This is a genomic window from Paenibacillus nanchangensis (assembly GCF_046543445.1).
GTDB lineage: Bacteria > Bacillota > Bacilli > Paenibacillales > Paenibacillaceae > Paenibacillus_AQ > Paenibacillus_AQ nanchangensis.
Window position 1 is genome coordinate 62,651 of the sequence record NZ_JBHOFD010000003.1, and the last position, 26,518, is coordinate 89,168.

The window sequence follows — 26,518 nt, forward strand, 5'->3', positions numbered from 1 at the left end:
CAAGGGCTAAGCCATTTTTCCAGCTGCGAAAGTTGAGTGAATTTGTATAAGGATATTCTTTTTTTGATAAGGGGAGGACAATGTTGAAAAAAAACTACTTTCTTTACTCTTTCTAATCATTCCGGTATTAGGAAGGATGACCATTATATTATTAATAACAGCTGCATTTAGTACAGAAGGGGGGTTCGGGAGTGGTAATAAGTATGATCTATACTCATCCTTGTTTTTTTTACTGCTCATCCTAGTCTCCTTATGTTTGATTATCTTCTGGTTCAGCAAGCAAAAAAAACGTATCTTAAGTGTGGTTAGTATATTGGTTTATGTTTCATCCATCATTTACACCATCGCAAATTTATAAAATAAAGATGTAATGATGTCCTTGGCAGCCTCAGATCTTCTTGCTTCCGCCTGTTGAATAAAATTTATAATAGCGTCTAGCAAAACTAAACCGCCTCCTGGCTGAACAGGAAAGGCGGTTTAATTTTATCTTATTATTCCTCTTCCGTCTTCGCCGAACTAGGCGTATTTTTCTTCTTATACAGCCAGAGGGCATACTCCAGCGGACGGGTAAGCGCCTTGCGGTACGTGGCCTGGTCGCCAGAGCGGGCGAACACCTCGCGCATCGGCTTCGGATTGACCTCCAGAATGAAGATTCGCCCTTCCCGGTCAATAGCCAGATCCAGAGCCAGCTCGCACAATGCGCCATAGGAGCTCTCCAGGTAGGAGGCGGCATCAATCCCCAGCCGCTCGGCGGCGCGCATCGTCCGGGAAGCCGGTTCGCTGCCGCCAAGCCAGGACTTCAGCAGCCGTTCGGCCCGAACCGCACGGCCGCCGCCGTGCAGGTTCGAGGTGACGCTGCGGGCGGCGCCAATCCGTCCAGCCATGCCGGTCACCTCCCAGACGCCTTCCCCGTTTTTCTGTACCAGCATCCGGTAATCGTGGAAACGCCCCTCCGGTAGGCGCAGCGGAATACCCTGCTGGACAAGATAACGTCCGTCTTGGCACCACTGCCGGACCGTTTGATCCAGCTTGGCGCGGCTCACTTTGCGCGGGGTGATGATGTGGCGGTCCCTACGCCGGCCCTGAATGTCGTATACGCCCCGGCGGCCGGCAATCCGCTCAATCCGCAAAATTCCGCGCCCGCCCGTTCCGTTGGCCGGTTTGACATAGATGACTGGCCCATGCTTCAGCATGCGGTCCAAATCCGCAGGACCTTGATACAGCACCGTATCAGGCAGATGAGGGCGGAACCGTTTTTTTTGCGAGAAGGTCTGGTAGACCGTCCATTTGTTGCGGAGCGGCCGGTTCAAAAAAAGCAGATGCCCGAAACGGGAACGGAACTCCAGCAGCTGCTGGAAACGGTGGCTCTTCTGGATCCGGCAGCGGTCGTAAATGATATCGGGCAACGAGCGCCACTGTCGCTTCCATACACCGGCTTTTTCATCATAGATCAGCGCATGTACCCGGCTGCCGTCTTTGCTGACCTCCATCGGCGTAAATACGTAGACGTCCAGACCCAGCGCGCGGCCCTCGATAATCATCCGCCGGTAGACCGACTTCTCTTCCAACTGCTTCGCATCATTCATATATAGGGCCAGAATTCCTAATACAGGTCTTGGCATGAAGCTTCCTCCTCCCTGGGTACGGTTAGACCGGGAACTGCAGCGTCTGGCCGGGCCGCCGGATCAGGCCTTGGCACCGAACGGAACCGCAGCACCGCCCTTCGTCCGGCGAAGGGCGGCGGGGCGGACAACCCGCCGCTCCGCCACAGCCGCACGGATGCGGTCCCGGTCTGCGCGCCGGCGCCCGCGGACTCCAGACGGCCGAGGAGCCGCAGCAGCGTTTCCAGCAGCGATGCCGCGATCCCCCGGCCCCGGTAGAGCGGATGAACGGCGACCAGGCAGGTCTGACTGCCGTACGCCGAAGCAAATCCGACGCCGGCGAGCTGGCGGCCGTCCTGGCCCCGGACTGTCGCCAGCGACAGCGCGGTTCCGGGCCGCGCAAGCCCTTCCGGCGTCAGTGATGCAAGCTGCCGGAGCGACTCCGGCGGGATCCGCTGCCCGCCGCACACCCGGGTGAAGTCGCAAATACCGGCAAGCTGGCGGCTCCATACCCCCGGTGCGGCGTCAAACAGCGTTATGATCTGCAACCCGCTCATCTCCTCTCCAAATAGGGGGCCGGTTCCTGCTGGCCCAGATACTGGCTGTACTGAAAAATCCGTTCCAGCGACAGCTTGCGGATCGACGGTTCGTCGAACTTCATCGGCCGGGAGTTCGCCTCGAAAAACCACAGCCCGCCGTCTTCATCCACGCCAAGATCCATCGACATTTCGCCCAGCTTGAACCCGGCTGCCCGCTCGATTTGACGGGCGATCAACAGCGCCGCAGACGGGACGCCTTTCAAGATGCTCGCTGCCCGTTCGGGACCAAACATGCCCTCCAGCATCTCCTTGGGTTCTTCCGTAGTGCCGCCTCTGGGCACATGGGTCGTGATGCTGCGCGCTCCCGCGAGCCGCGCCCCGATACCGGTGAGCGACCAGCCGCCCCGGCCGTTTTTCTGCACAAGGAGGCGCAGGTCAAACGGCCGGCCGCCGTGCTCCGCAAGCGTTACCGCCTGCTGGACGATGTACCGTTCGCCGCAGGTTTCCCGTTCAACCCGGGCCCAGAGCCGGGGGAGCGTCGCAGCTTTATAGGTGATGTTTTTCCGTCCCGACTGAATCTGCAAGCGGTAGGGCAGCGGTACACCGGAGCGGTATTTCAGCCGCATGATGCCTTTGCCTGCTTTGCCTTCTTCGGGCTTGAGATACAGGGCGTCGTGCGTCTCCAGCATGGACTGGAGCGTCGCCGCGCTGCGCAGCCGTCTCGTTTTCGGCACGAAGCGGACCGTGGCACGGGAGCCCTTCAGCCATTCGAACAGCGTCCATTTATTGAAAAAGAAAGGATTATACAGATGAATTGAGGGATGTTCCAGCAGGGCTTCGATTTTCCGGCGGACCGACGGCCGCTTCTCGTCATCCCTTGAGGGGATGCGGTTATAGACAACTTGCGGCAGCGGCATCTCCACCGCGTTCCACTGGCGGCTCCCCGAAACCGGGACATACCCGAGTACGGTAGGTCCCGAAAGTTTCAGATTGCGCACCGTGACGACATAAACATGGAAACCTAAATGATGGCCGGTCCGGATGATGTCGCGGAAGTTTTTCCGGTTGCCCCGGAACAACTTCCGGCGGTCATCCATGGTCAAAATGGCGACAACCGGCTTGCCGCCGTCCGGAACGCGGGCGTTCACACCTCATCCCTCCTGCGGAACTTGCTCAAATACAGGCAGTGTTCCAAAATGTGCCGGACGGATTCGCGTCCTTCGCTCCGCAGCGAGGGATGGCGGAAGATGGACCGTCCGGGTTTCGCGTTCGCCTCGAACATCCAGATTTCCTCGTCCTGGTCGATCCCGAGGTCAAAGCCGATTTCACCAATCAGGTGCCGGTGCTGGAGCTCCAGCGATTCCGCCAGCTTGACGGCCGTTTGTTTGGCCCGCTGCAGCACTTCGTCTGCGTTTTGCCCGAAGACGCGGCTGAGCGCCTGCTGCGGCGTGAGCAGCGAACCGCCGTTTTTCAGGTGTGTCGTTACGCTGCCGCGTCCCGCCTTTTTGGCGCCGATGCCGACGACCACCCACTGGTTGCTGCCGTTTTTGTGCATATGAAACCGGAAGTCGATCGGGCAGCCGTCAATCTCGATCAGGCGGATTCCCTGCTGCACCACGTAATTGTTTAGTATGCGGCCGTGCCGGGTGCGAAGCATCCGCATCAGGCTGTCGAATTGCGAAAAGCGCAGCAGAACGTTTTTGCCGCCTTTTCTGTAGCGGGCGAAATACCCGCGTTTGGGCAAATAAGTCAGCCGGTAAATGCCGTGTCCAAGGCTGCCGGACGAAGGTTTGTAGTAGACAAAATGATGGCGGTCCAGCATATCCTGGATCAATTCGGGCGTCGGGCTGCTGTGGGTTTCGGGCACATGCCGGTTCGCCTGCGCATCGTTCTCCAGCAGCCGGTAAATGTCGGATTTATTGAAGAAACTCCAGTTGAAAAACGGAATCCGCCTGCGGAGCAGCCGTTCCCGGAGCTGGATAATCTGCGGGGACGTTTCGGCCCGCCGGCTGGGCAGCCGGTTATAAATCACGTCGGGAAACGGAACGGTTTTGCGTTCGAATTTTCCGCTGTCCGTCAGGAAATACCCGTGAATCCGCTCCTGCTGCCAGTTGATATCTTTTGGAGTAAACGCGAAAATGTAGCATTTGCCTGCGCCCTCCCGCAGCAGCTGCTTGATAAATACCGTCCGGGAACCGAAGGGCTTGCCGGAACCTGTTGGTCCGTCAGACAATACGCCAACCAGCGGGCCGATCTGTACTTCGTCATTCTGTAGATTACGCAGGTAAACTGCCCCCGTCTTCGGCACTTTGATGGCGTTCTGGATACCCGAAGCGAGATAAAGGTGCTTGCCGGCCCGTTTGATCGGCTTCAGAGCGGCGGGAATAGCGTCTTTGCCGAGCCGGAGGCGGATATTCTTTTTCCCGGACAGCTTTAGGCTCTTCATCAGCGAGCCCGAAATGTACACTACGCGTTGAGGCTGCCTGGTGAAATGCACGTTGCCAAAAGTGAGACTCATGTATGAATCCTCCTTAACGTTTTGCCGGGGCAAAACCGACTTCGATAGCTTATAAAGAAGGTACGGCGCAGACGGCCCGCGGCGCTCCGGCAGGCGCACGGGCGAGCTGCGGAACGCCGGAATCCTGCGGATGGTTGCGGGCGGACCTTTGGAAGGCTTCAGCTCCCCGGCGGACCGGGGTTTCACGCCGGACCCGCCGTGCGGAGCCGGAACGCCGCGGGCGCGCGGCCCGCGACAGCTCGAGCAGCCGGCGGGCATAAGCGGCGGGACGGTCCGAAGCCAGCTGCGCGGCCTGCCGGTCCCCTATCCGCCGGAAAGCGGCCCGGCCCGGCTTCGAATTGGCCTCAAGCAGCCAGATCCGGCCGTCTTGGCCGATTCCAAAGTCGAGCCCAAGCTCGCCCTGGCGGCCGAAGCCCGCTTCCAGCAGAGCGGGAATCCGCTCCGCCGCCGCCGTCAGCCGCTCCATGATCCGGCCGGCCTCCGCGCCGTATTGGGTGCGGAGGAAAGGGAGCACAGGGAGCGCGCTGCCGCCGCCGTGCAGGTTCGAGGTCAGCCGGCCCCGCAGGCCCAGCCGGACCGCCCGGCCGGTCTCCTGCCAGCGCCCGGACGCGTCCTTTTGCATAAGCACGCGCACGTCGAACGGCTGGCCGCCGGCGCTGAGCAGCCGCAGGTAGCGCTGGACGAGGTAGCGCCGTCCGCCGGCGAACGCCAGCAGCCAGCGCAGGCCTTCGCCGCGGTCCGGGAAGCGCCGCAGGAACGGCCGGTTTGCCGCGTCGCGGCCCCGCATCGTCCAGCCGCCGGCCGGGTGCGGCCGGATATGGACGATGCCCCTGCCCTGGGCGCCGGTTTCCGGCTTCAGGATGGCTCCGTCCGCGGTACTACCCAGCCGTAGCACATCCTCTGGGCCGGTCAGCCGGCACGTCTCGGGCAGCAGGGCGGCCGCTTCGGGATCGCGCAGCAGCCAGCCGTGCACCGCCCATTTGCCGGGGAGTCCCCGCGACCAGGGCAGGGAGACCGGCGCCAGGCGGCTGCGGGCACGGGCGGCGAGCTTCCGCTCGGCGGCGTCCTTCGGGAACGTGCGGTCGAGCAGGATGTCGGGCGGGGGAAACCGCCCTTCCCGCCACCCTCCGTCCGCGAGTTCCCAGCCTGGGAGCCGTGCGCCGCCGCCTGCGGGGCCGGCCTGGGTCAAGGGGCCGGCGGCCACTCCTTCCGGCGCGAAGACGCGGACGGCCAGACCGTACCGCGCGCCCGCCCCGGCCAGCTCGGCGCATAGCCGCGGCTCCCCGGCCGGCTGGCCGGGGCTGCGCGAAAACGCCAGGATGCCCAGTGTTCCAGCCGGCGCCTCAGTCATGGCGGCTCACCTGGAAGCCGGATAAATACCGGCAGTATTGGATCATCTGCTTGACCGACGGCCTGATTTTTTGATCTTTAAGCGGTGTGTTATCGTTTTTGGACGGTTTGGAATTCACTTCGAGCAGCCAGACGCGCCCGGATTGGTCAAGCGCCAGGTCGATGCCGAGTTCGCCGAAGTGGGCCGGAATGTAAGTCTCGACGCCCCGGGCGATGGCAAGCGCCGCTTTCGGGAGCTGGATTTGTGCGCTTTCTTTTGCTCCTGGAGGGAGGCTGCTTTTGCCGAGCGCCTCTTTTACAGTGCTGAGACTGCCGCCCCGGGCAAGGTTCGAAACAAAATGATGGTTTCCGGCGGTGCGGGCCACGATGGACGTGACACCCCATTTGCCCGCTCCGCTTTTCTGCACAAGCGCGCGAAAATCGACCGGACGCCGGCCCAGCTCCATCAGCGGCAGTCCCTGCTGGATTTGATATCGCGTCGTTTTCATTTTGGAAGCAACGACCTGATACAGTTTGGCGAGACTGGAATAGCTTTGTTTGCGCACGCCCAGCGGCGTTGTGGCGGACAGACGGTAACCGCCGCCTTCCTCCCGGGAGATGCGGAGGATGCCTTTGCCGAGGCTTCCCCGGACAGGCTTCAGGAAGACGGATGGGTAGGAGGTGCACATTTTTTTGAATACGGCGTAACCGCGCAGGGTGTGCGATTCGGGCAGATAACGCTGCAGGCTCGGGTCCTGGCGCAGCGCATCGAACACCTCGGATTTGTCGAGAAACTTCTCATTGTAGAAATGGGTGCCGTACCGCGATTTTACTTCGGCCAAAAAATGCTGTACGCTAGGCTTATTCTCCATCTTGCGGGAGGTCAGGCGGTTGTTGATTACATCGGGAACGGGTAGGCTCAGCTTTTTCCAGCCCGCGTCGTAGACCCATCCCGGAACGGAGGTTTTGGCCTTCTCGACATGCTCCGGGGTGAAGAAAAAGACATACGCTCCCTGCTTACGGCAGGCCTCGGTTAACTCCCGGCAGAACAAGGTGATCTGCCCGAACAGCCGGTCGGTCTCATTCGGGTAATCGCGGCTGACCAGCACGCCGATCAGCGGGCCAACCCGCAGTGTGCGGTTTACGGGACTGTACGAGACGTTAAGCATCTGGCGGAACTTGAGCCCGGATTTGCCCGACAGCCCCTCGCTGAGCCGCATGCCGTCGCTCTTCGGTACGGGAATGACGGTCACTTCCTGCCGGAAGGAGCCGAAGACCAGCTGGAGCGGGCGGTTCGCCGGGATTTTCAGACGTTTCATGGAGCGGTCGCCAAGCATGACGGCATTGTCCTGCAGGATGCCCGAATGGACCGTTTGGACCGGGATCTTGAGTTGGGACATCTTGGATCTCCTCCGGTAGGCAGCATGATGCCGGCAAATTGTGTGGTAATGAATTTCTATCATTCATCATATGGAGGCATCTACCCCTTGGTGATTGACCCAGCCAAAGGACAGCACGAATAATGTGAACTTAGACACGGAAGGATGAAGAACATGAACATTCACGACAAAGCGCACGAACTTGCGCATGCAATCAAGGAAAGCGCGGAGGTAGCCGACATTCAGGCGGCTATGAAGCTTGTCGATGCGGACCCGGAAGGCAAGGCCATGCTGGACAATTTCCGGCAGGGCCAAATGGAGCTGCAGCAGCGGATGATGAGCGGCGACATGCCCGCTCAGGAGGAAATGGAGAAGATGGAGAAGCTGTTCGAGGTGCTGAACCTGAATTTGGGCATTCGCCGCCTGTTTGAAGCGGAGCGCCGCCTAAGCGCCGTCATCGACGATGTGAACAAGATTATCGCGGGCAGCCTGCACGATTTGTACGAACCGCAATAACTTGTCTCATAATTGGAACGCTTCGCACATAGAGTAGAAATATAGATTCTGTGTGAAGGAGTGTCTCCCGTGAAAAAAAGAAACAAGTTCAAGCACGTCGTTTACCTGCTGATCGCATTGGCCATGCTGCTGTACGCGCTGCCGCAGCTGTCGCTGTCGCAGGGGCTGAGCTGGGCCAACGCATTTGGGGCGGTCTGGTGCCTGTTTGCGTTCCTTGTCATCGCCGCCCACCTGCACTTCATCATCGGCGTCGATGAAGAGAAGGCGAAGCGGCTGGATGAAGTGCGCAAAGCCAAGCTGTCGCATTGGCAGATGAAATGGGAGGAAGAGGACCGGGCGGCGCAGCGATCTTTGTAACTCCTTGGCTCGGCAGCTTCAAGCCCTCTTGCTCCAGGACCCCGATCCCCAAGGTCAAAGGTCAAAGGTCTAAGCTCCAAGCTCCAAGCTCCAAGCCCGTTGCTTCGAGCCCCCGAGCCTAAGCCCAAGTCTCTAGTAAGAGCCCCCGATCCCCAGGGCTCCCGAGCCTCCAGCCCCGAGCCCCCAAATGGGGGCCGGGGTTATTTGTTGTGTGGAGCCGACGGCTCACCGGTTGGTATAATATCCGTAATAACTTGCTGAGCCGGATTCCGATATGCGGATCTATTTGGATTCCGGGATCAGGCATAAGAAGGGCGGACCCGATATGAGCAAAAAGTATAAGCAGATGCGCAAGCTGGTAAATGAGATGGACGCGGAAGAGTGCAGACAGACGCTTGGGATGTTTTTGGGCGAGCTGATCCGGATGCGTGAGCAGCCGGAAGACGAGCGGAGAGCCGCGGAAGGCCTTGTGAGCATTTACGACAGCCTGATCCGGTATAAGGAGCGGCCGAGCATTAGCTGGGACCCCGACCCGGCCTGCGAGCGGGTGCATGTGGTGGTTGGCGATTCTTTTGCAGGCAGCATGAAGCAGGCTTTGCTCGGGCTGCAGCGGGACAACTCTGACAAGCTTATCGTCCTTTGGGAAAATTACGGAATCGGCCCCTTGCCCCGGCTAGGCGCGGGCGAAGAACTGGAGATCCGGCGGGAATGGTTCACCGATCATATCTCGGGAAGTCTGGAAATCTATGAAGATTACGGGGAGCAGATCCGGCAGCTGCAAAACCAAATCGCCTCCATTCCCGAACAGGCGGACATTACGGTCTGGACCGGACATAACGGAAACGAGCAGACCGGGCTGCGCTTGGCCGTTTATCTGCTTCAGGGCCGCGGCAACCGGATAAGCATACGAAATGCGGGGGCGCGCATCGAAACGAAATTCCGCCGCCCCGGTTATGAATTCTGGTACCTTCATTCCGGCGAGATACCGGCTGATAAGCTGGCGGATATTTTACCGGAGGAACCGGAAAAGGAGCTTGCCTCACCCGAAAGGGAGCGGCTGGAACGGGAATGGGAATCGCTGGCCGCAAGCGGCAAAGTGCTCCGGGTGTGGCGCGGGGGCAGGCTGGAAGAGGCGGATGCGGATTACTATGACGCATTTATTTTGGAGAAGCTGGATGAGCTCATGTCCGAAAGGGAAGCTGGCAGCTTCCTGCGTACGGCCCGTGTGGTCGGCGAAGTCATCGGGCATGCGGACCAATTTATCGGAGACTTGTACATCGAATACCGCATTCGGCAGATGGTATACGACGGTGTACTGGACATCAAAGGCGTGCCGTCGGCCATGCGGTACTACAAAATCCGGCGGCGCAGTGACGGGTGCGGCACCAGCGGAAGGAAGCTGTAACTCATCAATTAGCGGCAATCTATCCGAAGGGAAGGGGCAGAAATGGTTCAATCTATCGTACATATCGCGCTGATGGTTAACGACTGCGGCGAGGCAAAACAACGAATCCGGTGACCGCCAGAAGTGTGCCAAACCACGGCAGAGGAATGGTTTTTTCCCTAAAATGCGTTTGCGTTCCCTCCTGAAACCGACTAAAATAGATACAGAATAGTACAGATCGGCGTCAGGGGGTGTAACAGTTGGAAGGACAAAACGACGCCATTACGAAACATGAACAGCTGCTCCAGCATATGGAGGGGCTCAAGGTCGGCTCCAAGATCTCGGTCCGCAAGCTTGCCAAGGAAATGGGCGTGAGCGAGGGTACGGCTTACCGGGCAGTGAAGGAAGCGGAGAACCTGGGACTGGTTGTCACCAAAGAGCGAATCGGGACCGTTCGTGTGGAAAAAAAGCCGCGCAACATTTCCGAGCAGCTGACATTTGGCGATGTGGTGGATATTGTGGAAGGCCATGTGCTCGGCGGAGCGGGCGGCCTGACGAAGCATTTGCATAAATATGTGATTGGCGCGATGAAGGTCGACGCCATGATCCGGTACATTGATGCGGGAAGTCTGCTTATTGTCGGCAACCGTGACGATGTGCATTCCTTGGCGCTGGAGCAGGGGGCGGGCGTGCTGGTTACAGGCGGCTTCGGTACCAGCCGGGAAGTCAAACACCTGGCGGACAAGCTGGATCTGCCGGTGATATCCTCCCGGCACGATACCTTTACGGTAGCTTCGATGATTAACCGGGCGATTTTTGACCGGCTGATTAAGAAAAAGATTATGCTTGTGGAGGATATTATCGACAGCAAACCCCGCCTGTTCGCGCTCAAGCCGTCAAGCACGGCGGACGAGCTGCGCCGCCTTGCCGGCGAAAGCGGGCTGCAGCGCTTCCCGGTCACGGATGAATGGAACCGGGTAATCGGGATTGTGGGCACCCGGGACATTGAGGAGCTGGAAGGCAGCCAGAACATCGAAAAAGCGATGGTCCGGAGTCCGGTTACCGCGGGACTCACCACTTCGCTAGCTTCGGCCGCGCAGATCATGATGTGGGAAGGGATCGACTTTTTGCCGATCGTTGACCGCAACCGCAAGCTGGTCGGATCGCTGACCCGGCGCGAAGTGCTGCAGAGCCTGCGCGATGTGCGCAATCAGCCGCAGCTCGGCGAGACGTTCGACCATTTGATCTGGAACGGATTTGCGGAGGAGCGTGATGAGGAGGGGCGCCTGTTTTTTCACGGCTTTATCACGCCGCAGATGGCGACCCAGCTCGGCACGATTTCCGGCGGGGTGCTGCTCACGCTGCTGACGATCGCCGCGCAGAAGGCCGCTAAGGATTTGACCGGCAGCGATCATGTGCTGGACAATATGTCCTCGTATTTTGTCCGGCCGGTACAGATCGAAGACCCGGTGATCATCATGCCGAAGCTGCTTGAGAGCAGCAGGCGGACCTGCAAGCTGGAGATTGAGATCACGCATCTGAATACGCTGGTTGCCAAAGCGGTTTTGATGCTCCAGTCGATTGACCATTCGTGACAAGGCAGATGAGGGAGCGGGCTGGAGGGCAGCGGCCGCCGGTCCGCCGGTAGGAAAAATACCGGGATAAAGAAAACAGACAAGGGGTGTTCTTTGCGGCAATTCGCCGCGGGAACACCCCTTATGTTTGTCTGCCGCTTCGGTCCGGAATATCGGGTGCGTCCGGAGTTACCGCTCCCGGTCCGATTGCCGGGCGCGCTCCGCTTTACTTCACCCGGCTCGTCCGGCCGCCGGCAGTCAGCCGGCTGTAATAGCCGTAGCTCCGGATTCCGGAGAAGACGTTAAATGCCCCAATGACGATAAAGAGGGCTTCGACGATTACGCTCACCGTCGACCCGCGGAAGACGAACATAGCGATTAGCGCCAGCGTGATCAGCATGCCGCCCATCAAGATATTCATCACTGATCTCCGCTTCCCGGCGAGGTTCACATCGGAGGTTCTGCGGGAAGCGATGCTGTAAAGAGCCGCGCCGGCGACAAAGGCGGCAAGCAGCACAAGCAGCGCGTATTTAATGAACAGAATCATGGCGGCCAAACAGCTCCTTCCGCTCTGGATGTAAGCGTATTTTCATCCGTATTGTACCACGATCCGCAGGAGCTGCCCATCTGCCCGGTTCAGAAACCGGCGATTAAAACGGAAGCCCGGCGAAACAAAAGCGGATGACATCCACAATCCCGTGCGCCAGCATAGCGGAGGTAATGTCCCGCTTTTTTTGCAGGATGGCAAAAGGCAGGCCGAACAATACCGAAAACAATATTACCGCAATGAGTCCCGTTACGATGCTGCCGTTAATGAAGCTGTCCGGCGTATGAATTAACACATGCGGGATGATCATCATAAACCAAACCGTGAACCTCTGAGCTTTGGTCTCAATTTTGCCGTTCAGCGCAGACAGACACAGAGCGTAAAATATGGTGCGCAAACCGACTTCTTCGTAAATAGCCGGACTCAGCGCTACGGTGAAATACGAGAGCTTGAGGCTGAATTCGCCAGAAATGCTGCCGCTCACCAAGAGATTAAGCACGCCAAGCGGGATGCCGGCCGCGGCCCCGATCAGCAGGCTCACAGCGGCAGATTTGCTGGTCCGCGTGTTCAGAAAATGAAGTTTCCCCTCCTTGTACCGGTTGAATGTGCTGAACACAGCAAGCGATGCCAGCAGGGTGAGGATACTGTTTTCCACCATGGAAAACAGGCTTTGGTTCAGATAAGCAAGCGCGACGGCTAAAGCTAACAGAACCGAAACCCCAATCTGCCGCTTGGGCGGAAGCTTGTGCTTCACGAGGAGCAGCACGCTGATCAGCAGCGACCATATCCCGATCAGCAGCCACATCATGGCTGTCGGTCCAGGACTGCCATCGATTGCAAAATTGAATCCAAACAGCAGTAAAAATATAAAAAACATACTCCAAACTGTTTTCAGACTGCCCTTGTTCTTGTTCCTGCTTGTCAACTTGTTTTGTGCCCCTTCCGGATCATAACTCCGATGATTGCAAATTTAAGCCAGTCTATCATGTCCGTCCGGGAGACGAAATTACTTATCTCACTTCCTGTTTGGTGATGCTAGCCTAGTGTTATACATGTAAAGCTCAGCGGCTAAACCCGCTAAACCCGCTTACCCGCTAAACCGCTTACCCGATCACCTGCCTAGCCGTTCAGCCGCTCAGCCGCCTTTATGAATTTTAACCTCGGCCCAGATCTGGAGCACGCCTTCCATGACGAGCATCGTCCGGATCTGCACCTCGTATTCTTTTTCCCTCACCGTATAGCGTTTGCGGTCAAGCAGCAGCCGGACCATTTTGCCGTCCGTGTCGATATCGAACACACTGCGTCCGCGCAGCGCTTCCAGATCGCCCGCCATGCTGCGGACCACTTCCTTGACGACGGCCGGTTCGATTTCCGGCTCCCCGTCCTTGAGCCGTGTTTCTTCGGTGCGGACTTTGATTTCTTTGATTACTGTCGGCTTGTTGCTGTATTTTTTCAGCGTGCGGATGTCTTCTTCGTATTGTTTGATCTGCACCTCGGCATCCTGGTATTTCAGCCACAGCGCATCATAACTGGTGAGGAACATCGTGTTGTACACAACCGCACCGGCCACCATGCCAAGCACGAACACTGCCGAAAGACGGGTGAACCGGCGGAACCGCCCAAACGGAGGAACTCTCATACGCTACCCCCTGCCGCAGACCCATTTAACCAGCTCGCTTCCCATATGGGCCCCAAGAAAAGCGAATACCAGAAAAGCGATCTGTTTGATCACTGGCGACAAATTCCCGTACAGCATGTTGCTTTCGATAACGCGCATCGGGTCGATCGTTCCGCCGACCGCCGCAGCGAGCGCCCAAATTTTGATCCGGTCCGCAATGTCCAGCATAGTCTGGGCCGGAGGCTGGAGGGAGAAGACGGCGCCGATCCCCCCGAGCATTGCTCCGCCGACCACGATACCAAATGCGATAAAAAAATCCAGCACGGCTTTGCTCATTAATACGTTCACGACGGCCACTCTCCTTTCGCGAAAGAGCGCGCCTCCCGCCAAGGGGGCGGCCCGTCCAGGCCTCTACACTCATTCTATGGGCGGCATACCGTGCAATATGATAAAATAGTTACATCTAATATATTGGGCGGCCGGGTCGCGGGAAGCGCCCGGACGGTTACCCTTGTTGAAGCAGGAGAGGAGCTGGATGAATGGGCCCGTTCACACATCTGCATGTACACAGTGAATACAGTCTTTTGGACGGCGCCGCGCGAATCTCCGACCTCGTCCGCCAAGCCGGCGAATTTGGCATGACCTCGCTGGCGCTGACGGATCACGGAGTAATGTACGGAGCCATTCCTTTTTATAAAGCGTGTAAGGCCGCCGGAATCAAACCGATTATCGGCTGCGAAGCCTATTTGACCGCAGGTTCGCGCAAGGAGCGGGGCAGCCGCAAGGACCAGCCGATCTATCACTTGATTTTGCTGGCCAAAAATGAGGCCGGTTACCGGAATCTGATGAAGCTCTGCTCGATCGGGCATCTGGAGGGGTTTCATTACAAGCCGCGGATTGATATGGAGGCGCTGGCCGCGCATGCGGAGGGCATCGTCTGCCTCAGCGCTTGTCTGGGCGGCGAGGTGCCGCAGCATCTGCTGCACGGGCGTCCCGAGGAAGCCCGCAAAGCGGCGATGCGGTATAAGTCGATTTTTGGAGAGGACTTCTATCTGGAGCTGCAGGATCATGGCATTCCCGAACAAAAACGGGTCAACCCCCAGCTGATCGCTTTGGCCCGCGAATGCGGCATTCCGCTGGTTGCGACCAATGATGTGCATTATCTGGAACGGGCGGACGCCGAAGTGCAGGATGTGCTGATCTGCATTGGCACGGGGACGACGGTGGAGGATGAAGAACGGTTCCGCATCGGGACCGATCAGCTTTATCTGAAGAGCGGCGAGGAAATGGCCCGGCTGTTCCCGCATGTGCCGGAAGCGTTGGAGAATACGGCTGTTATCGCGGAAAAATGCAACCTGGAGCTGGAGTTTGGCAGACATATTTTGCCGGAATACCGGCCGATCCCGGAGGGCAGCGATGCGGGGGCTTATCTCCGCCAGCTGTGCGAGGAAGGATTAGAGGAGCGTTACCGCGGAACGCCGCTGTGGGACACGCCGGAGCGCCGGGAGGAAGCGCAGCGCCGCCTGGATTACGAGCTGGACGTCATCGGCCGGATGGGTTTTTCGGATTATTTTCTGATCGTGTGGGATTTTATCGCTTATTGTCACCGGAACGGAATCGCCACCGGCCCGGGACGCGGTTCGTCCGCGGGCAGCCTGACGGCTTATGTGCTGAAGATCACGAATGTGGATCCGCTGAAATACAACCTGCTGTTCGAGCGGTTTTTGAATCCCGAGCGGGTGACGATGCCGGATATCGACATCGATTTCAGCGACGAACGCCGCGACGAAGTGATTCAGTACGTGGTGGAAAAATACGGCGCGGAACACGTCGCCCAGATCATCACTTTCGGCACGATGGCCGCCCGTGCGGCCGTACGTGACGTGGGCCGGGCGCTGAACCAGCCGTACGGCGAAGTGGACCGGGCGGCCAAGCTGATTCCGGGTCAGCTCGGCATCAGCATCGAACGGGCCATGGCCGTAAATCCTGAACTGCGCAGCCTGTATGACGGCAGCCCCAAAGCGAAAACGCTGCTGGATATGGCGATGAAGGTGGAGGGCATGCCCCGGCACGCTTCGACCCATGCGGCGGGCGTTGTCATTTCGCGCGGTCCGCTGACCGATGCCGTACCGCTGCAGGAAGGGAGCGAGCGGACGCCGCTGACGCAATATTCGATGGAGCATCTGGAGAGCGTTGGCCTGCTCAAAATGGATTTTCTCGGCCTGCGAACGCTGTCGATCATTGAACGCTCCATGAACTGGATTGCGGAAATGACCGGGCAGGCGCCGGATTTCCGGACGATTCCGGACGATGACGAAACGACCTACCGGATGCTGGGCAGCGGAGAGACGACAGGGGTGTTCCAGCTGGAATCCGCCGGCATGCGGCGGGTGCTGAAAGAGCTGAAGCCTTCCGGGTTCGAGGACATCATCTCCGTTTTGGCCTTGTATCGCCCGGGTCCGATGGAATTTATCCCGAAGTTTATTCAGGGTAAGCATGGACAGGTTGAGGTTTCGTACCCGCATCCCGACCTCGCCCCGATTCTTGGCGACACCTACGGCATTATCGTGTACCAGGAACAGATCATGCAGATTGCTTCGCTTATGGCGGGTTTTTCGCTTGGCGAAGCGGACCTGCTCCGGCGCGCCGTGTCGAAGAAAAAACGGGAAACGCTCGACAAGGAACGCAGTCATTTTGTCGAAGGCAGCCTCGGGCAGGGCTACAGCGAAGCGGATGCCAACGCGGTGTACGACATGATCGTAAGATTCGCGGATTATGGCTTCCCGCGCGCCCATGCGGCCGCTTACGGCGTGCTGGCGTTCCAGACCGCCTATCTGAAGGCCCACTATCCGGTCCAGTTTATGGCCTCCATGCTGACGGCCGTTATGGGCACGCACCGCAAGGTGGCGGAATACGTGCTGGAATGCCGCCGGATGCAGATCGACGTGCTCCCGCCCGATGTGAACGAAAGCGGCGTGCTGTTCACTCCGGTTCCCGGGGAAGGCAGCGGGCACATCCGGTTTGGCCTGGCAGCGATCAAAAATGCCGGCACGCTTGCGGTGGAGAACATCATGGCCGTCCGCAGGGAGCGGCCGTTTGACAGCCTGCTCGATTTTTGCCGGCGTGTCGATTTGCGCGTCTGCAACAAGCGGGTGGTGGAGTCGCTGATCCAGGCGGGGGCGTTTGATTCGCTTCCCGGCCACCGCGCCCAGCTGCTGGCGATGCTCGACGAGACGGTTGACGCCGCGCTGAAATGGCGCAAGGAGCGGGACGAGCTGCAGATCCAGCTGTTCGACGATCTCGTCGAGACGACCAACTGGGAGATCGGCTATCCGGAGACACCGCGGTTCTCGGCGGCTCAGCAGCTGGAGATGGAGCGCGAGCTGCTTGGCCTGTATCTGTCCGGCCACCCGCTGGACGATTACGAAAGCGTGCTTGAGACGCCGGGACTCCAGCGGCTGATGGAGCTGGACGAAGCGCCGGACGAAAGCCGGACGGTCACGGCGGGCCGGATCGTCTCCCTCAAGGAGATTACGACAAAGCAGGGCAAGTCGATGGCGTTCGCCGAGTGGGAAGACCAGATCGACCGCTGCGAGGTCGTGCTGTTCCCCGAGGTGTGGAAGCGGAGCCGCCAGCTGGCTTCACGGGGCGCGCTGCTCGCGCTGCACGCCAAGGTCCAGCAGCAGGATGAGGGCTTCAAGCTGCTGGCGGAGGAGCTGGCGCCGCTGGAGCCGTCCGCGGTGAAGGGGCTCCTGCAGCGCAAGGCCGCGGCGGAGTCCCGGCCAGCGCGCGGCGTGCCGCAGCCGGGCGCTGCCGCTGCGCGCAGCCGGGGGGCTGGCGCAGGCCCTGCCGCGGGTGCGGCCGGAGCCGCCAGGGCACCCGGAGCCAGGGCAGCTGGAGCCGCCGATGGTGCGGCCGGGTCCAACGCCGGAGCCGCTGCGGGACAGCCGGCCGGCGTGCCGCAGCCCGCGCGGACGGCCGCGTCCGCACCGCAGGGCGCGGCGGGGGCTGCGGGAACGGCGGGTGCCTCCGGGCAGCGCGCGTTCATCAAAATCACGCCGCAGTCCGAAAGCGACGCCGGGCTGCTGCGGCGGCTGCAGGACCTGCTGCAGCGGCATCCGGGCAAGGTTCCGACGGTGCTGTTTTACGAGAGCACCCAAAAGCTGCTTGCGCTTAGCGACAGTTATGCCATCCATCCGTCGCCCGATCTTGTCACCGCTATTGAGGAGATGCTGGGCCAAAGCACGGTTAGAATAAAATAAGAACGTTTCTCCCCCTTTCCGCATACATTTTAGGACTTCGGTATTTTGCACAAACGGCGGGCGCGGCTGCCGGGCCAGGTGCGCGGCGGCATGCCGCCGGGCGTCAAGACAGGCTCGCATTAGACTGCGCCGGAAGCACTTTCCGCCGGCCGCCGGTACATGCGAAATGTCCGGATTTACCAGAGGACAACCGGCATGGAAGGCTTTTTTCGCCCCGCGCCGGAGCGGAAAGGGGTATGTTATGTCGTATGAATTGGCGGAAGGGCTGCTGCGGCGCAGAGGGGTGCCGGTCGAAGGCATCGCGGAGATCGTATATGAGCTGCAGCTGCCGTATTATAAGGACCTCGGGCTTGAGGAATGCATCGCAAGCGTCAAAGCGGTTTTGGGCAAAAGAGAGGTGCAGTACACGCTGATGACCGGCATCGCTCTGGACGAGCTTGCGGAGCGGAAGGCGCTCCCCCAGCCGCTTCAGGCGGTCATGGAAGCGGACGAGTCGCTGTATGGCGCGGATGAGACACTGGCGCTCGGCATCACGGGCGTATACGGGATGATTGGTCTGACCGGATTCGGTTATCTCGACAAAACCAAACCCGGCCTGATCGGCCGCCTAAACAATGAGTTGGGCGGCATCCATGTATTCCTGGATGACCTTGTGGCGGGGATTGCTGCCGCCGCTTCGGCCCGGATCGCTCACCGGCACGAAGGCGCCAAGGTGTATCCTTGCAGCGGAGCGGACGGTCCGGAAGGAACCGGCGGCGGGCAGACCGAAGAATAAGAGGGCGGCGGAAGAGGCGCGCCTCTCATGCCGGAAGGCCGGGCTTTGCGCTCCCGATCAGGGGCAGCGGAGCCTGCTGGCCTCCCGGCATTTCTGTTGCGGGAAAAAAGAAAACTGTGTTATCATGTTCCATTATACGGGCTACGGTAGGCATTTTTAATTGGGGGGCCTTAACAAGGACATGTGGACGGTTATATATATCGCTCCGACCGCCAAAGTGGCGGAAATGATCAAAAGAAAGCTGACGGAAGAAGGGTTTCTTGTGGAATGCCGTCCAGTCAATATGTCCAAGCAGCAGTTTGAGATTGTGGTCCCGTCGGGGGAACTGGAGGAAGTGCAGGAGGCGCTTAACGCCATTCTGCATGCCTGACGGCAAGTCCGACCGTTATTCAGATCAGCAATAGGCTTCGGGTCCCCGGACTTCCAGCGCCCTTACGCGGCGTAGAATTTCCGGGAATGCGGTCCGTACGCCGGCTGGCTGCATTTACGCAAATAAACGGCTGAAGAGGTGCGGTTGTGTTCAAAGATTTGTTTCAGAAGAAAAGGAAATACGCGACTATTCCTTCAGGACGTCTGGAGCCAAGCGGTTCCGACTCTTCAGGCGAACGTCCCAAACGGGAAGTGCCGGAAGGGCTGATGAGCAAGTGCGGCAAGTGCGGCACAATTCAATACAGCAAGGAATTGGAAAAAAATCTGAAGGTCTGCCCTTCCTGCGGCCATCATATGCGGCTGAATGCTGCAGAACGGATCGAGATGACGCTGGATGAAGACAGCTTCACCGAGTTTGACGCCGGGTTGACGTCGACCGATCCGCTGCAGTTTCCGGGTTATGCGACGAAGCTTGAGCAGCAGCAGCTGAAGACAGGCCAGCTGGAAGCCGTCATTACCGGCCGCGGTGCGATTCTTGGCCATCCGGTTGTCATCGCGGTTATGAATTTCGAATTTTTTACAGGCAGTATGGGTTCGGTGGTTGGTGAGAAAATCACACGTGCGATCGAACGCGCGGAGGAAGAACGTTTGCCGCTGCTGATTTTTTCCACATCGGGCGGCGCCCGGATGCAGGAGAGTATATTGAGTCTGATGCAGATGGCCAAGACAAGCGCTGCGTTGGCCCGTTTTGGGGACGCTGGCGGTCTGTACATATCGGTCATTACAGATCCGACAACGGGCGGCGTATCCGCCAGCTTTGCAAGTCTTGGTGACATTAATATTGCCGAGCCCGGCGCGGTGTTTGGTTTTGCGGGCCGGATCGTTATCGAACAGACCATTCGCCAGAAGCTGCCGGAGGACTTCCAGACGGCGGAGTTCAATCTGCAGCACGGACAGCTGGACCTGGTGGTCCACCGCAAAGAAATGCGGCTGACGCTGGCGAAGCTGCTGGACATGCATACGGTGAAGGAGGGATTTTAGGATGGCGGGAGAATTGCCTTTTGAAATGCCTCTGATTGAGATGCGCAAAAAAATCGCTGAGCTCCGGCAGTTTGGCGATGAAAAAGGCCTGGATTTCAGCGATGAAATCGCGCGGCTGGAAGACCGGTACCGGGTGCTGGAAGAAGAAATTTACACCAGTATTACTCCTTCCCAAAAAATGCACCTGGCCCGGCACCATCAGCGGCCGACGTCGCTGGACCTGATTATGCGGATTTTCACTGATTTTATAGAGCTGCACGGCGACCGTCTGTTTGGAGACGACCTGGCCGTTGTCGGCGGCATTGGCAAGCTGAACGGCGTACCCGTGACCGTAGTCGGCCAGCAGCGGGGCAAGGATACGAAGGACAACATCGCCCGTTTTTTTGGCAGCGCACACCCGGAAGGCTTCCGCAAGGCGCTGCGGCTGATGAAGCAGGCGGAGAAATTCAGACGTCCGATCATTACTTTCGTGGACACGAAGGGGGCGTATCCGGGCAATACGGCGGAGGAACGGGGACAGTCGGAAGCGATCGCCCGGAATCTGCTGGAGATGTCCAAGCTGAACGTTCCGGTAATCTGTGTCGTCATCGGCGAAGGCGGCAGCGGCGGAGCACTGGCTATGGCGGTCGGCAACCGCGTGCTGATGCTGGAGCATGCGATTTATTCGGCGATTTCGCCGAACGGCGCTGCGTCCATCCTCTGGAAGGACGCGACGAAGGCCGACCAGGCGGCGGAGGCGATGAAGATCACAGCCGGCGACCTGCTCGGCTTTGAAGTGATCGAAGAGATTGTGCCGGAGCCCCGAGGCGGCGCACACCGGGATTACGAGACCACGGCTGCGAACATCAAAGACGCGCTGTGGCGCCACCTGCAGGAGTTGAAGCCGCTGAATGCGGAACAGTTGCGTGAGGACCGCTACCGGAAATTCCGCAAAATCGGCGAGTTTGCGGAGCAGCAGCTGGCTGCGCCGCTGTCCGAGACGTCTGTGCAGCAGAGTGCGGCAGTGGCCGCGGAAGCCTCTATGCAGCAGAACGAAACTGTGGCTGCAAAAACGTCAGTACAGCAGATCGTAGCTGTAGGTGAAGGAGCGGCTGTGCAGCAAGGTGCACTTGCAGCCGGAGAAACAGATGGGCAGCAGAGTGCGGCAGCGGCTTCAGAAACGGTGGCCCAGCCGGAAGCTGCAGTGAAGCCTGAAGGAGCGGTTAAGGAACCGGTGCCAGTTCAACTCGATGCGGATGCTAAGTCTGGACAGCCGTTTAAGGCTGCAGAGCCGGCCCCGTCTGTGGAATCGGCCACGGTTGTGGAGCCGGAATTGTCCGGGAAACCGGCTAAGGTTGAAGTGCCGGCGAAGCCGGCAAAGACAGCCCAGTCTCGAGAGCCAGCCCCGTCTGCAGAGCCAGCCCCGTCAGAGGAATCAACGAAGTCTCAGAAATCAGCCAAGCCTGATCTCCCGGTTAAACCTCAAGCGTCTGTGAAGCCGTAGGACAAAACATCGGCTAAACAGTCATGCTGCATTCCGCAGTCAATCCGCAGCCATCGGAGGCACTGTCTTGGAGCAAGCAGGCACTACCCGTATCAACGGCGATAACCCGGCGGTACGATAATGAGCCTGCGGGAAGATGGCGGGAAGTTTAGGAGCGTCACGCCGGTTCCAAGCTTGATAGGCTGCCCTCAAGTCATGATATGACTTGGGGGCAGTTTTTTTGAGATTAAACCAGTCCGGTTCTGTTAGGTTAGGGGGTGTACGCAAACTATAAATTAAGGAAATCAGGGTCAGTCAAACGATTTCGTGATGGGTTACGGAATGCTATCAACCCTGAATCTACACCCTGGATCTACACCTGTTTATTATCAGATCGATCTACGAATCCTCTCCTGTGACACACCCGCAGCGGATTACCACAGAACGCGATATGGGCGCTTTAGAACGCGATACGGAGGTCTTTCCGGACCCAGCGGCCGTTATTTCTGAAATTTTTGGGCTTTGGTATGCCTTGGCGGACTCCAGTTCCGTTATTCATGCCGAAAATATACAAACTATGGCTTCTCCGCGTAAATAGGTGCTTCTGAGTCCGAAACTTTGCCAAAACACGGAATAATCAGCAAATAGGGCCTTCTGAGTCCGTACACTTGTACCCATACTTTCTCTGGCCTACAAAAGGCGGGAATCTGGGATGAAATCTGAAGCATGAATGCTTTTTTAATAAAATGAAACAATATCGGCGTTTGGCAACCCGCTATGACAAGACAGCGAGCCTATTCAAGGCTTTTTTGGCGTTGATTTCGGTGAGGTTACGGCTGAAGTAAGTTTGCGTACAGACTCTAATTAAAGCCGGAGACAACAGGGAGATCAAATCTGGTTTGTACGAAAAATCATACAAACTGCCGTCTGAGGTTGTTCAGCGGCTGTAATGCTTTAATAAATAAAAGTGTCAATTCTCCGCTTTTTCCGGGTTATTTTACGGTGCGGGATGATTGCCAGACTTAAGGAACGGTTAGTATGAGAGTAGGGGCGCAGATTCCCGGGAGTTGCGAAGTTGTCCAGGCATGGCGATTTATTGACAAGGTTCTCCTTTTCCCATAATTCGACGGGTTTTAACCGTAAATTCCCTGCCCTGACATTGATTTTGTGTCCCACTTGCGCTAATATTCATAAGGGCGCAGTCGTTTGTTCTTATGACAAAGTTCCTAGTCAAGACAGCCGTATTGCAGTAGATTTAGTAGTTGGAAAAGCGAGACAGAGAGAACAATAAACGGAGGAAAACCTAATGCGGAAAAGTAAAATTGTATGTACGATCGGTCCTGCAAGTGAATCGTTGGAGAATATCAAGAAACTGATTTTGGCCGGTATGAATGTAGCCCGTCTGAACTTCTCCCACGGCGATTATGAAGAGCACGGCAACCGGATCAAGACGATCCGCCAGGCGGCCAAGGAATTGAACAAAACCGTCGCCATCCTGCTCGACACCAAAGGTCCGGAGATTCGCACAGGCAAGCTCGAAGTGGAACCGATTGAACTGGTTCAGGATGAATACCTGACCCTGACTACGGAAGAGATCCTGGGCGATCAGAACCGCATTTCGATCACCTATGCCGACCTTCCTGGCGACGTTCAAGTCGGATCGACCATTCTGATCGACGACGGCCTGATTGGTCTGACGGTCGTTGACATTCAAGGCACGGAAATCAAGACCCGTATTGTTAACGGAGGGACGATTAAGAGCAAGAAGGGCGTCAACGTACCGGGCGTTTCCATCTCCCTGCCAGGCATTACGGAAAAGGATACCAACGATATCATCTTCGGCATCGAACAGGACATCGATTTTATCGCCGCTTCCTTCGTACGCAAAGCCAGCGACGTTCTCGAAATCCGCTCCCTGCTTGAGAAGCATAATGCCAGCCACATTCAGATCATCTCCAAGATCGAGAACCAGGAAGGCATGGACAACCTGGATGAAATCCTTGAAGTATCCGACGGCCTGATGGTTGCCCGCGGCGACCTCGGCGTTGAAATTCCGGCGGAAGACGTGCCGCTGGCTCAAAAAGAAATGATCCGCAAGTGCAACATTGCGGGCAAGCCGGTTATCACGGCTACGCAAATGCTTGATTCGATGCAGCGCAACCCGCGTCCGACCCGCGCCGAAGCGAGTGACGTGGCGAACGCTATTTTTGACGGCACCGATGCAATCATGCTGTCCGGCGAGACGGCTGCAGGTAAATATCCGGTAGAATCCGTGCTGACCATGTCCCGGATCGCGGAGAAAGCCGAATCCGCGCTGAATCACCGTGAAATTTTCATGAAGCAGCAAATCGCTCAAGAAACCACCGTTACGGAAGCGATCAGCCAATCCGTTGCGATTTCCGCACTGGACCTGAACGCCAAAGCAATCATCTCTTCGACGGTGACCGGCCATACGGCTCGTGTTGTTTCCAAATACCGTCCGAAATCCCCGATTATCGCGGTGACGACGCAGGAGAGAACGATGCGCCAGCTGTCCCTGATTTGGGGCGTAACGCCGGTTTACGGCCAAGAAGCGACTTCGACGGACGAGCTGCTGGAAACGGCGCTGCAAGGCGGCAAGAACTCCGGACTTGTTAAAGGCGGCGACCTCGTTGTAATTACGGCCGGCATTCCGCTGGGACGTTCCGGTTCCACCAACCTGGTGAAGGTTAGCACGATCCCGAACGAATAATCAAAGATGCGGCCGGCAGCCGCCGGCCGATCCATCTTTATATACAGGTGATTAAGAGCAATGGCGATAGCTGCCATTGCTTTTTTAGTTCACTGTCCCGGCTGCTGCTTCTGCCGCTGCCCCTGCCACTGCAACGAGGAAAGCGGGCAACATCCTGTAGAGGCAGGCAGTTTGGACATGGCGGTGCGGATGCGGTAACATGGGAGGTATTCCGGTTCATCGGCGCCGTGGAGCCGGTAAGCAGCGGGGATCTCCACAATATGGGGGAAGGGCGAAGGTGTCGGAAAGAATGAGTAAACTTTGGAAGCTGCGGGGGTTTTATTTGTTTCTGGGACTGGCGGGCGGAATGTTCGGGCCGTACCTGTCCCTGCTGCTCGTGCATAATGGGCTGGAGAGCGGTACGGTTGGCATGGTGATGGCTGCCGGTACCCTGATCGCGATTTTGTTTCAGCCGGCTTGGGGGATCATTGCCGACCGTTACCAGCAAACCCGGCTTGTACTTATTCTTAGCGTCGCCGTTCCCGCTGCGCTGGCTGTTTTTTACCGTTCGGAGGCATGGCTGGTACTGACGCTGGTGTATACCTTGTCGACGATTTTTTCTTCGACCCAGGCTCCGATTGCGGATTCGTATGCCATCGCCGCCGCCAAAAGCGCCGGTTCGACCTATGGCAGCATCCGCCTGATGATGAGTCTCGGCGCTGCCCTCGGCGGTTACGCCGGCGGCCTGTATGTTGCCGGATACTCGGTGTCCAGCATCTGGCTGCCTTTTCTTGTGTTTAACACGTTTGCGCTGGCGATTGCCTGTTCGCTCCCCAAAAAAGCGGAAGAAAACCATATGATGAGTCAATCGTTTGCCCAGGGCGTCAAACAGCTGATCAGCAGCCGCATCTTTTTAGCTTTTTTGGGCGGCAGCTTTCTGGTGAACCAGACGATGACGGCGTTCGGTACCTATTTTGTGCTCGCCTTCCGCTCCGTGGGCGGAGCTACCGATCAGGCCGGGATCGCTTTGATGCTTGCTTCGGTTACCAACGTACCTTCCATGCTGTTTGCTTCACAGGTCATCCGCAAGATCGGGCGTGAAAAAACACTGCTGGCAGGCGCTTTGATCTATGTGCTGCGCTGGGCGATTCAGGTTGCTTTTCCTTACCCGTCGGTGATGATCGGCGTTCAGGTGCTGCATGGGCTGTCTTTCGGTCTGTTCTATATTGCCGCTGTGGAATATGTATCCCAGATTACCTCGCCGGAGATGCAGTCTACCGGGCAGAGTGTATTTAATATGGTTTTTACGGGACTGGCGGGCATCGTCGGAAACCTGCTTAACGGTTACCTGCTGGAAGGGGGCGGCGTGGGGATGATGAATGCGGCCTGCATGATCAGCTCCGCGGCTGGAGCGGGTCTGCTGTTTTATGTGGCGCGTGGTACGCGGCGCCTTGCCGTACCGGTCCCCCGGGAGCCTGGCGTTTAGAGAAACCGCTCCGGCGGATTGCGCGGCTGAACTTTCATGGAAGGAGTCTCATACAATGTCAACATCGCAGAACAATTTACCGAGCCGTTGGTTCGTTACAATGTTTCGGGTTCGGTACCAGGAGACGGATAAAATGGGCGTCGTGTATCACGCCAATTATTTAAACTGGTTTGAAATCGGCCGGACCGAAATGCTTCGCAGCCTCGGATTCACCTACCGGGAAATGGAGGAGCAGGGGGTACTGCTGCCGGTAACGAATGCAGCGGTGGATTTTAAGTCTCCGGCACGTTATGACGACAATATCGCTGTGTATACACGTATGACGTCATTTACCCCGCTGCGGATCGGGTATGAATATGAAATCCGCAGAAGAGAACCGGGTGCAGCGGATGCTGCGCAGAGCACTAGTGAGGATGCTGTGCAGAGCGCCAGTGAGGATGCGGTGCAGAGCACTAGTGAGGATGCGGCGCAGAGCGCCAGTGCGGATGGGGCATTGCAAGAGCAGGCCCGGGTGCGTGAAACGCTGCTTGTATCGGGTACGACTTCCCATGTGTGGGTGAACGGCGAGTGGAAGCCGGCTCGTCTGGACCGGCATGCTCCCGAACGTTACGCGGCCATTGTTAAGGCGCTGTCGCAAAAAGAGGAGGCGGACCGATGAGAAGCAAATGGATGTGGGCGGCGCTATTTTTAATCCCGGCCATCGAGCTGTTTGGCTTTATTTTTGTCGTTGACCGGCTTGGTGTGGGAAACACGCTGCTGATCATGGTGGCTACTTCGGTCATCGGGATGCTGATGATGCGGTTCGAAGGGCAAAAGGTGTGGCAGGACAGCCGGCTGCAGCTTCAGGAAGGCAAGGTGCCGGGGCGAACGATGCTGGATGGCTTGTGCATTTTTTTCGGCGGTCTCCTGCTGATGCTGCCCGGCTTTGTGACAGATCTGGTCGGCTTCACCTTGGTGTTTCCGCTGACCCGGCCGATTTACCGCGCGTTCCTGCTTAAATGGATCGAGAAAAAAATGAAAAACGGCACCTTTACAATTTACCGCCGTTAAT

General features: G+C 57.9%; 23 protein-coding genes and 1 pseudogene. 13 read left to right on the top strand and 11 right to left on the bottom strand.

Annotation, left to right across the window (positions count from 1 at the left end):
• Nucleotides 1–6: 6 nt before the first annotated feature.
• The 7 genes from ACE6ED_RS02870 to ACE6ED_RS02900 all read right to left on the bottom strand — a co-directional run bounded on the left by ACE6ED_RS02870 (nt 7) and on the right by ACE6ED_RS02900 (nt 7,387).
• Entirely contained in the window at nt 7–240 is a 234-nt protein-coding gene (locus ACE6ED_RS02870) for a hypothetical protein (RefSeq protein WP_410825453.1), read from the bottom strand.
• A 251-nt stretch (nt 241–491) separates the two neighbouring features.
• Nucleotides 492–1,622 (bottom strand): YheC/YheD family endospore coat-associated protein, encoded by a 1,131-nt coding sequence (locus tag ACE6ED_RS02875; RefSeq protein ID WP_410825454.1) that lies wholly within the window; start codon nt 1,620–1,622, stop codon nt 492–494.
• Nucleotides 1,604–2,149: a GNAT family N-acetyltransferase gene (locus tag ACE6ED_RS02880; RefSeq protein ID WP_410825455.1), complete on the bottom strand. Its 546-nt coding sequence runs from the start codon at nt 2,147–2,149 to the stop codon at nt 1,604–1,606. Before ACE6ED_RS02880 ends, ACE6ED_RS02875 begins: the two co-directional genes overlap by 19 nt.
• A 5-nt stretch (nt 2,150–2,154) precedes the next feature.
• A complete protein-coding gene (locus ACE6ED_RS02885) occupies nt 2,155–3,288 on the bottom strand; it encodes a YheC/YheD family endospore coat-associated protein (RefSeq protein ID WP_410825456.1) in 1,134 nt (377 codons plus the stop codon).
• A complete protein-coding gene (locus ACE6ED_RS02890) occupies nt 3,285–4,658 on the bottom strand; it encodes a YheC/YheD family endospore coat-associated protein (protein ID WP_410825457.1) in 1,374 nt (457 codons plus the stop codon). The genes ACE6ED_RS02885 and ACE6ED_RS02890 overlap by 4 nt, the downstream gene beginning before the upstream one ends.
• Before the next feature lie 49 nt (nt 4,659–4,707).
• Nucleotides 4,708–6,009 carry a YheC/YheD family endospore coat-associated protein gene (locus tag ACE6ED_RS02895; protein WP_410825458.1) on the bottom strand — a complete coding sequence of 434 codons (1,302 nt, stop codon included), beginning with the start codon at nt 6,007–6,009 and terminating at the stop codon, nt 4,708–4,710.
• Nucleotides 6,002–7,387 (bottom strand): YheC/YheD family endospore coat-associated protein, encoded by a 1,386-nt coding sequence (locus tag ACE6ED_RS02900; RefSeq protein ID WP_410825459.1) that lies wholly within the window; start codon nt 7,385–7,387, stop codon nt 6,002–6,004. The genes ACE6ED_RS02895 and ACE6ED_RS02900 overlap by 8 nt, the downstream gene beginning before the upstream one ends.
• A 153-nt stretch (nt 7,388–7,540) precedes the next feature.
• Here ACE6ED_RS02900 and ACE6ED_RS02905 point away from each other — a divergent pair, with 153 nt between their 5' ends.
• From ACE6ED_RS02905 to ACE6ED_RS02920, 4 genes are all read left to right on the top strand, one after another.
• The gene (locus tag ACE6ED_RS02905) at nt 7,541–7,882 is read left to right on the top strand and encodes a YlbF family regulator (protein ID WP_410825460.1); all 342 of its coding nucleotides are present in this window, start codon (nt 7,541–7,543) and stop codon (nt 7,880–7,882) included.
• A 123-nt stretch (nt 7,883–8,005) separates the two neighbouring features.
• Nucleotides 8,006–8,239, top strand: coding sequence for a hypothetical protein (locus ACE6ED_RS02910; protein WP_410825614.1), 234 nt, complete (start codon nt 8,006–8,008; stop codon nt 8,237–8,239).
• 325 nt (nt 8,240–8,564) lie between these two features.
• Complete coding sequence (locus tag ACE6ED_RS02915) at nt 8,565–9,644, top strand: DUF1835 domain-containing protein (RefSeq protein WP_410825461.1); 1,080 nt, start codon at nt 8,565–8,567, stop codon at nt 9,642–9,644.
• Nucleotides 9,645–9,883: 239 nt separating this feature from the next.
• Nucleotides 9,884–11,218 (top strand): DRTGG domain-containing protein, encoded by a 1,335-nt coding sequence (locus ACE6ED_RS02920; protein WP_410825462.1) that lies wholly within the window; start codon nt 9,884–9,886, stop codon nt 11,216–11,218.
• A 205-nt stretch (nt 11,219–11,423) separates the two neighbouring features.
• On the opposite strand, the gene ACE6ED_RS02925 is transcribed toward ACE6ED_RS02920, so the two are convergent.
• The 4 genes from ACE6ED_RS02925 to ACE6ED_RS02940 all read right to left on the bottom strand — a co-directional run bounded on the left by ACE6ED_RS02925 (nt 11,424) and on the right by ACE6ED_RS02940 (nt 13,698).
• A complete protein-coding gene (locus ACE6ED_RS02925) occupies nt 11,424–11,744 on the bottom strand; it encodes a YtpI family protein (RefSeq protein ID WP_410825463.1) in 321 nt (106 codons plus the stop codon).
• A gap of 103 nt (nt 11,745–11,847) precedes the next feature.
• Nucleotides 11,848–12,669, bottom strand: a complete 822-nt coding sequence (locus ACE6ED_RS02930; RefSeq protein WP_410825464.1) for a hypothetical protein — start codon at nt 12,667–12,669, stop codon at nt 11,848–11,850.
• A 210-nt stretch (nt 12,670–12,879) separates the two neighbouring features.
• Nucleotides 12,880–13,383 carry a hypothetical protein gene (locus ACE6ED_RS02935; protein WP_410825465.1) on the bottom strand — a complete coding sequence of 168 codons (504 nt, stop codon included), beginning with the start codon at nt 13,381–13,383 and terminating at the stop codon, nt 12,880–12,882.
• A gap of 3 nt (nt 13,384–13,386) precedes the next feature.
• Entirely contained in the window at nt 13,387–13,698 is a 312-nt protein-coding gene (locus tag ACE6ED_RS02940) for a YtrH family sporulation protein (protein ID WP_410825615.1), read from the bottom strand.
• A gap of 203 nt (nt 13,699–13,901) precedes the next feature.
• Here ACE6ED_RS02940 and ACE6ED_RS02945 point away from each other — a divergent pair, with 203 nt between their 5' ends.
• From ACE6ED_RS02945 to ACE6ED_RS02985, 9 genes and pseudogenes are all read left to right on the top strand, one after another.
• Nucleotides 13,902–17,624 (top strand): DNA polymerase III subunit alpha, encoded by a 3,723-nt coding sequence (locus tag ACE6ED_RS02945; protein WP_410825466.1) that lies wholly within the window; start codon nt 13,902–13,904, stop codon nt 17,622–17,624.
• Nucleotides 17,625–17,865: 241 nt separating this feature from the next.
• Nucleotides 17,866–18,399, top strand: a complete 534-nt coding sequence (locus ACE6ED_RS02950) for a phosphatidylglycerophosphatase A family protein (RefSeq protein WP_410825467.1) — start codon at nt 17,866–17,868, stop codon at nt 18,397–18,399.
• Between the two features lie 181 nt (nt 18,400–18,580).
• Nucleotides 18,581–18,769: a glutamate decarboxylase gene (locus ACE6ED_RS02955; RefSeq protein ID WP_410825468.1), complete on the top strand. Its 189-nt coding sequence runs from the start codon at nt 18,581–18,583 to the stop codon at nt 18,767–18,769.
• A 146-nt stretch (nt 18,770–18,915) separates the two neighbouring features.
• Entirely contained in the window at nt 18,916–19,809 is an 894-nt protein-coding gene (accD, locus tag ACE6ED_RS02960) for an acetyl-CoA carboxylase, carboxyltransferase subunit beta (protein WP_410825469.1), read from the top strand.
• A 1-nt stretch (nt 19,810) separates the two neighbouring features.
• Nucleotides 19,811–20,755 (top strand): annotated as a pseudogene (locus ACE6ED_RS02965) (acetyl-CoA carboxylase carboxyltransferase subunit alpha); the annotation flags it as partial.
• Between the two features lie 1,822 nt (nt 20,756–22,577).
• Nucleotides 22,578–24,002 (top strand): pyruvate kinase, encoded by a 1,425-nt coding sequence (pyk, locus tag ACE6ED_RS02970; RefSeq protein WP_410825470.1) that lies wholly within the window; start codon nt 22,578–22,580, stop codon nt 24,000–24,002.
• Between the two features lie 289 nt (nt 24,003–24,291).
• Nucleotides 24,292–25,467 carry an MFS transporter gene (locus tag ACE6ED_RS02975; RefSeq protein ID WP_410825471.1) on the top strand — a complete coding sequence of 392 codons (1,176 nt, stop codon included), beginning with the start codon at nt 24,292–24,294 and terminating at the stop codon, nt 25,465–25,467.
• Between the two features lie 55 nt (nt 25,468–25,522).
• Nucleotides 25,523–26,125, top strand: coding sequence for an acyl-CoA thioesterase (locus tag ACE6ED_RS02980; protein ID WP_410825472.1), 603 nt, complete (start codon nt 25,523–25,525; stop codon nt 26,123–26,125).
• On the top strand, nt 26,122–26,517 hold the full coding sequence (locus ACE6ED_RS02985) for an FxsA family protein (RefSeq protein ID WP_410825473.1): 396 nt from the start codon (nt 26,122–26,124) through the stop codon (nt 26,515–26,517). Before ACE6ED_RS02980 ends, ACE6ED_RS02985 begins: the two co-directional genes overlap by 4 nt.
• The last annotated feature ends 1 nt before the right edge of the window (nt 26,518 follow it).

Excerpts from the sequence above, each read along its gene's own strand:
- ACE6ED_RS02900 (WP_410825459.1), bottom strand. The coding sequence starts at position 7,387 with ATGTCCCAACTCAAGATCCCGGTCCAAACGGTCCATTCGGGCATCCTG.
- pyk (WP_410825470.1), top strand. The coding sequence starts at position 22,578 with ATGCGGAAAAGTAAAATTGTATGTACGATCGGTCCTGCAAGTGAATCG.
- ACE6ED_RS02945 (WP_410825466.1), top strand. The coding sequence starts at position 13,902 with ATGGGCCCGTTCACACATCTGCATGTACACAGTGAATACAGTCTTTTG.
- ACE6ED_RS02975 (WP_410825471.1), top strand. The coding sequence starts at position 24,292 with ATGAGTAAACTTTGGAAGCTGCGGGGGTTTTATTTGTTTCTGGGACTG.
- ACE6ED_RS02980 (WP_410825472.1), top strand. The coding sequence starts at position 25,523 with ATGTCAACATCGCAGAACAATTTACCGAGCCGTTGGTTCGTTACAATG.
- ACE6ED_RS02985 (WP_410825473.1), top strand. The coding sequence starts at position 26,122 with ATGAGAAGCAAATGGATGTGGGCGGCGCTATTTTTAATCCCGGCCATC.
- ACE6ED_RS02950 (WP_410825467.1), top strand. The coding sequence starts at position 17,866 with ATGTCGTATGAATTGGCGGAAGGGCTGCTGCGGCGCAGAGGGGTGCCG.
- ACE6ED_RS02955 (WP_410825468.1), top strand. The coding sequence starts at position 18,581 with ATGTGGACGGTTATATATATCGCTCCGACCGCCAAAGTGGCGGAAATG.
- ACE6ED_RS02910 (WP_410825614.1), top strand. The coding sequence starts at position 8,006 with ATGCTGCTGTACGCGCTGCCGCAGCTGTCGCTGTCGCAGGGGCTGAGC.
- ACE6ED_RS02915 (WP_410825461.1), top strand. The coding sequence starts at position 8,565 with ATGAGCAAAAAGTATAAGCAGATGCGCAAGCTGGTAAATGAGATGGAC.
- ACE6ED_RS02875 (WP_410825454.1), bottom strand. The coding sequence starts at position 1,622 with ATGCCAAGACCTGTATTAGGAATTCTGGCCCTATATATGAATGATGCG.
- ACE6ED_RS02890 (WP_410825457.1), bottom strand. The coding sequence starts at position 4,658 with ATGAGTCTCACTTTTGGCAACGTGCATTTCACCAGGCAGCCTCAACGC.
- ACE6ED_RS02935 (WP_410825465.1), bottom strand. The coding sequence starts at position 13,383 with ATGAGAGTTCCTCCGTTTGGGCGGTTCCGCCGGTTCACCCGTCTTTCG.
- ACE6ED_RS02940 (WP_410825615.1), bottom strand. The coding sequence starts at position 13,698 with ATGAGCAAAGCCGTGCTGGATTTTTTTATCGCATTTGGTATCGTGGTC.
- ACE6ED_RS02895 (WP_410825458.1), bottom strand. The coding sequence starts at position 6,009 with ATGACTGAGGCGCCGGCTGGAACACTGGGCATCCTGGCGTTTTCGCGC.
- ACE6ED_RS02925 (WP_410825463.1), bottom strand. The coding sequence starts at position 11,744 with ATGATTCTGTTCATTAAATACGCGCTGCTTGTGCTGCTTGCCGCCTTT.
- ACE6ED_RS02870 (WP_410825453.1), bottom strand. The coding sequence starts at position 240 with ATGAGCAGTAAAAAAAACAAGGATGAGTATAGATCATACTTATTACCA.
- ACE6ED_RS02905 (WP_410825460.1), top strand. The coding sequence starts at position 7,541 with ATGAACATTCACGACAAAGCGCACGAACTTGCGCATGCAATCAAGGAA.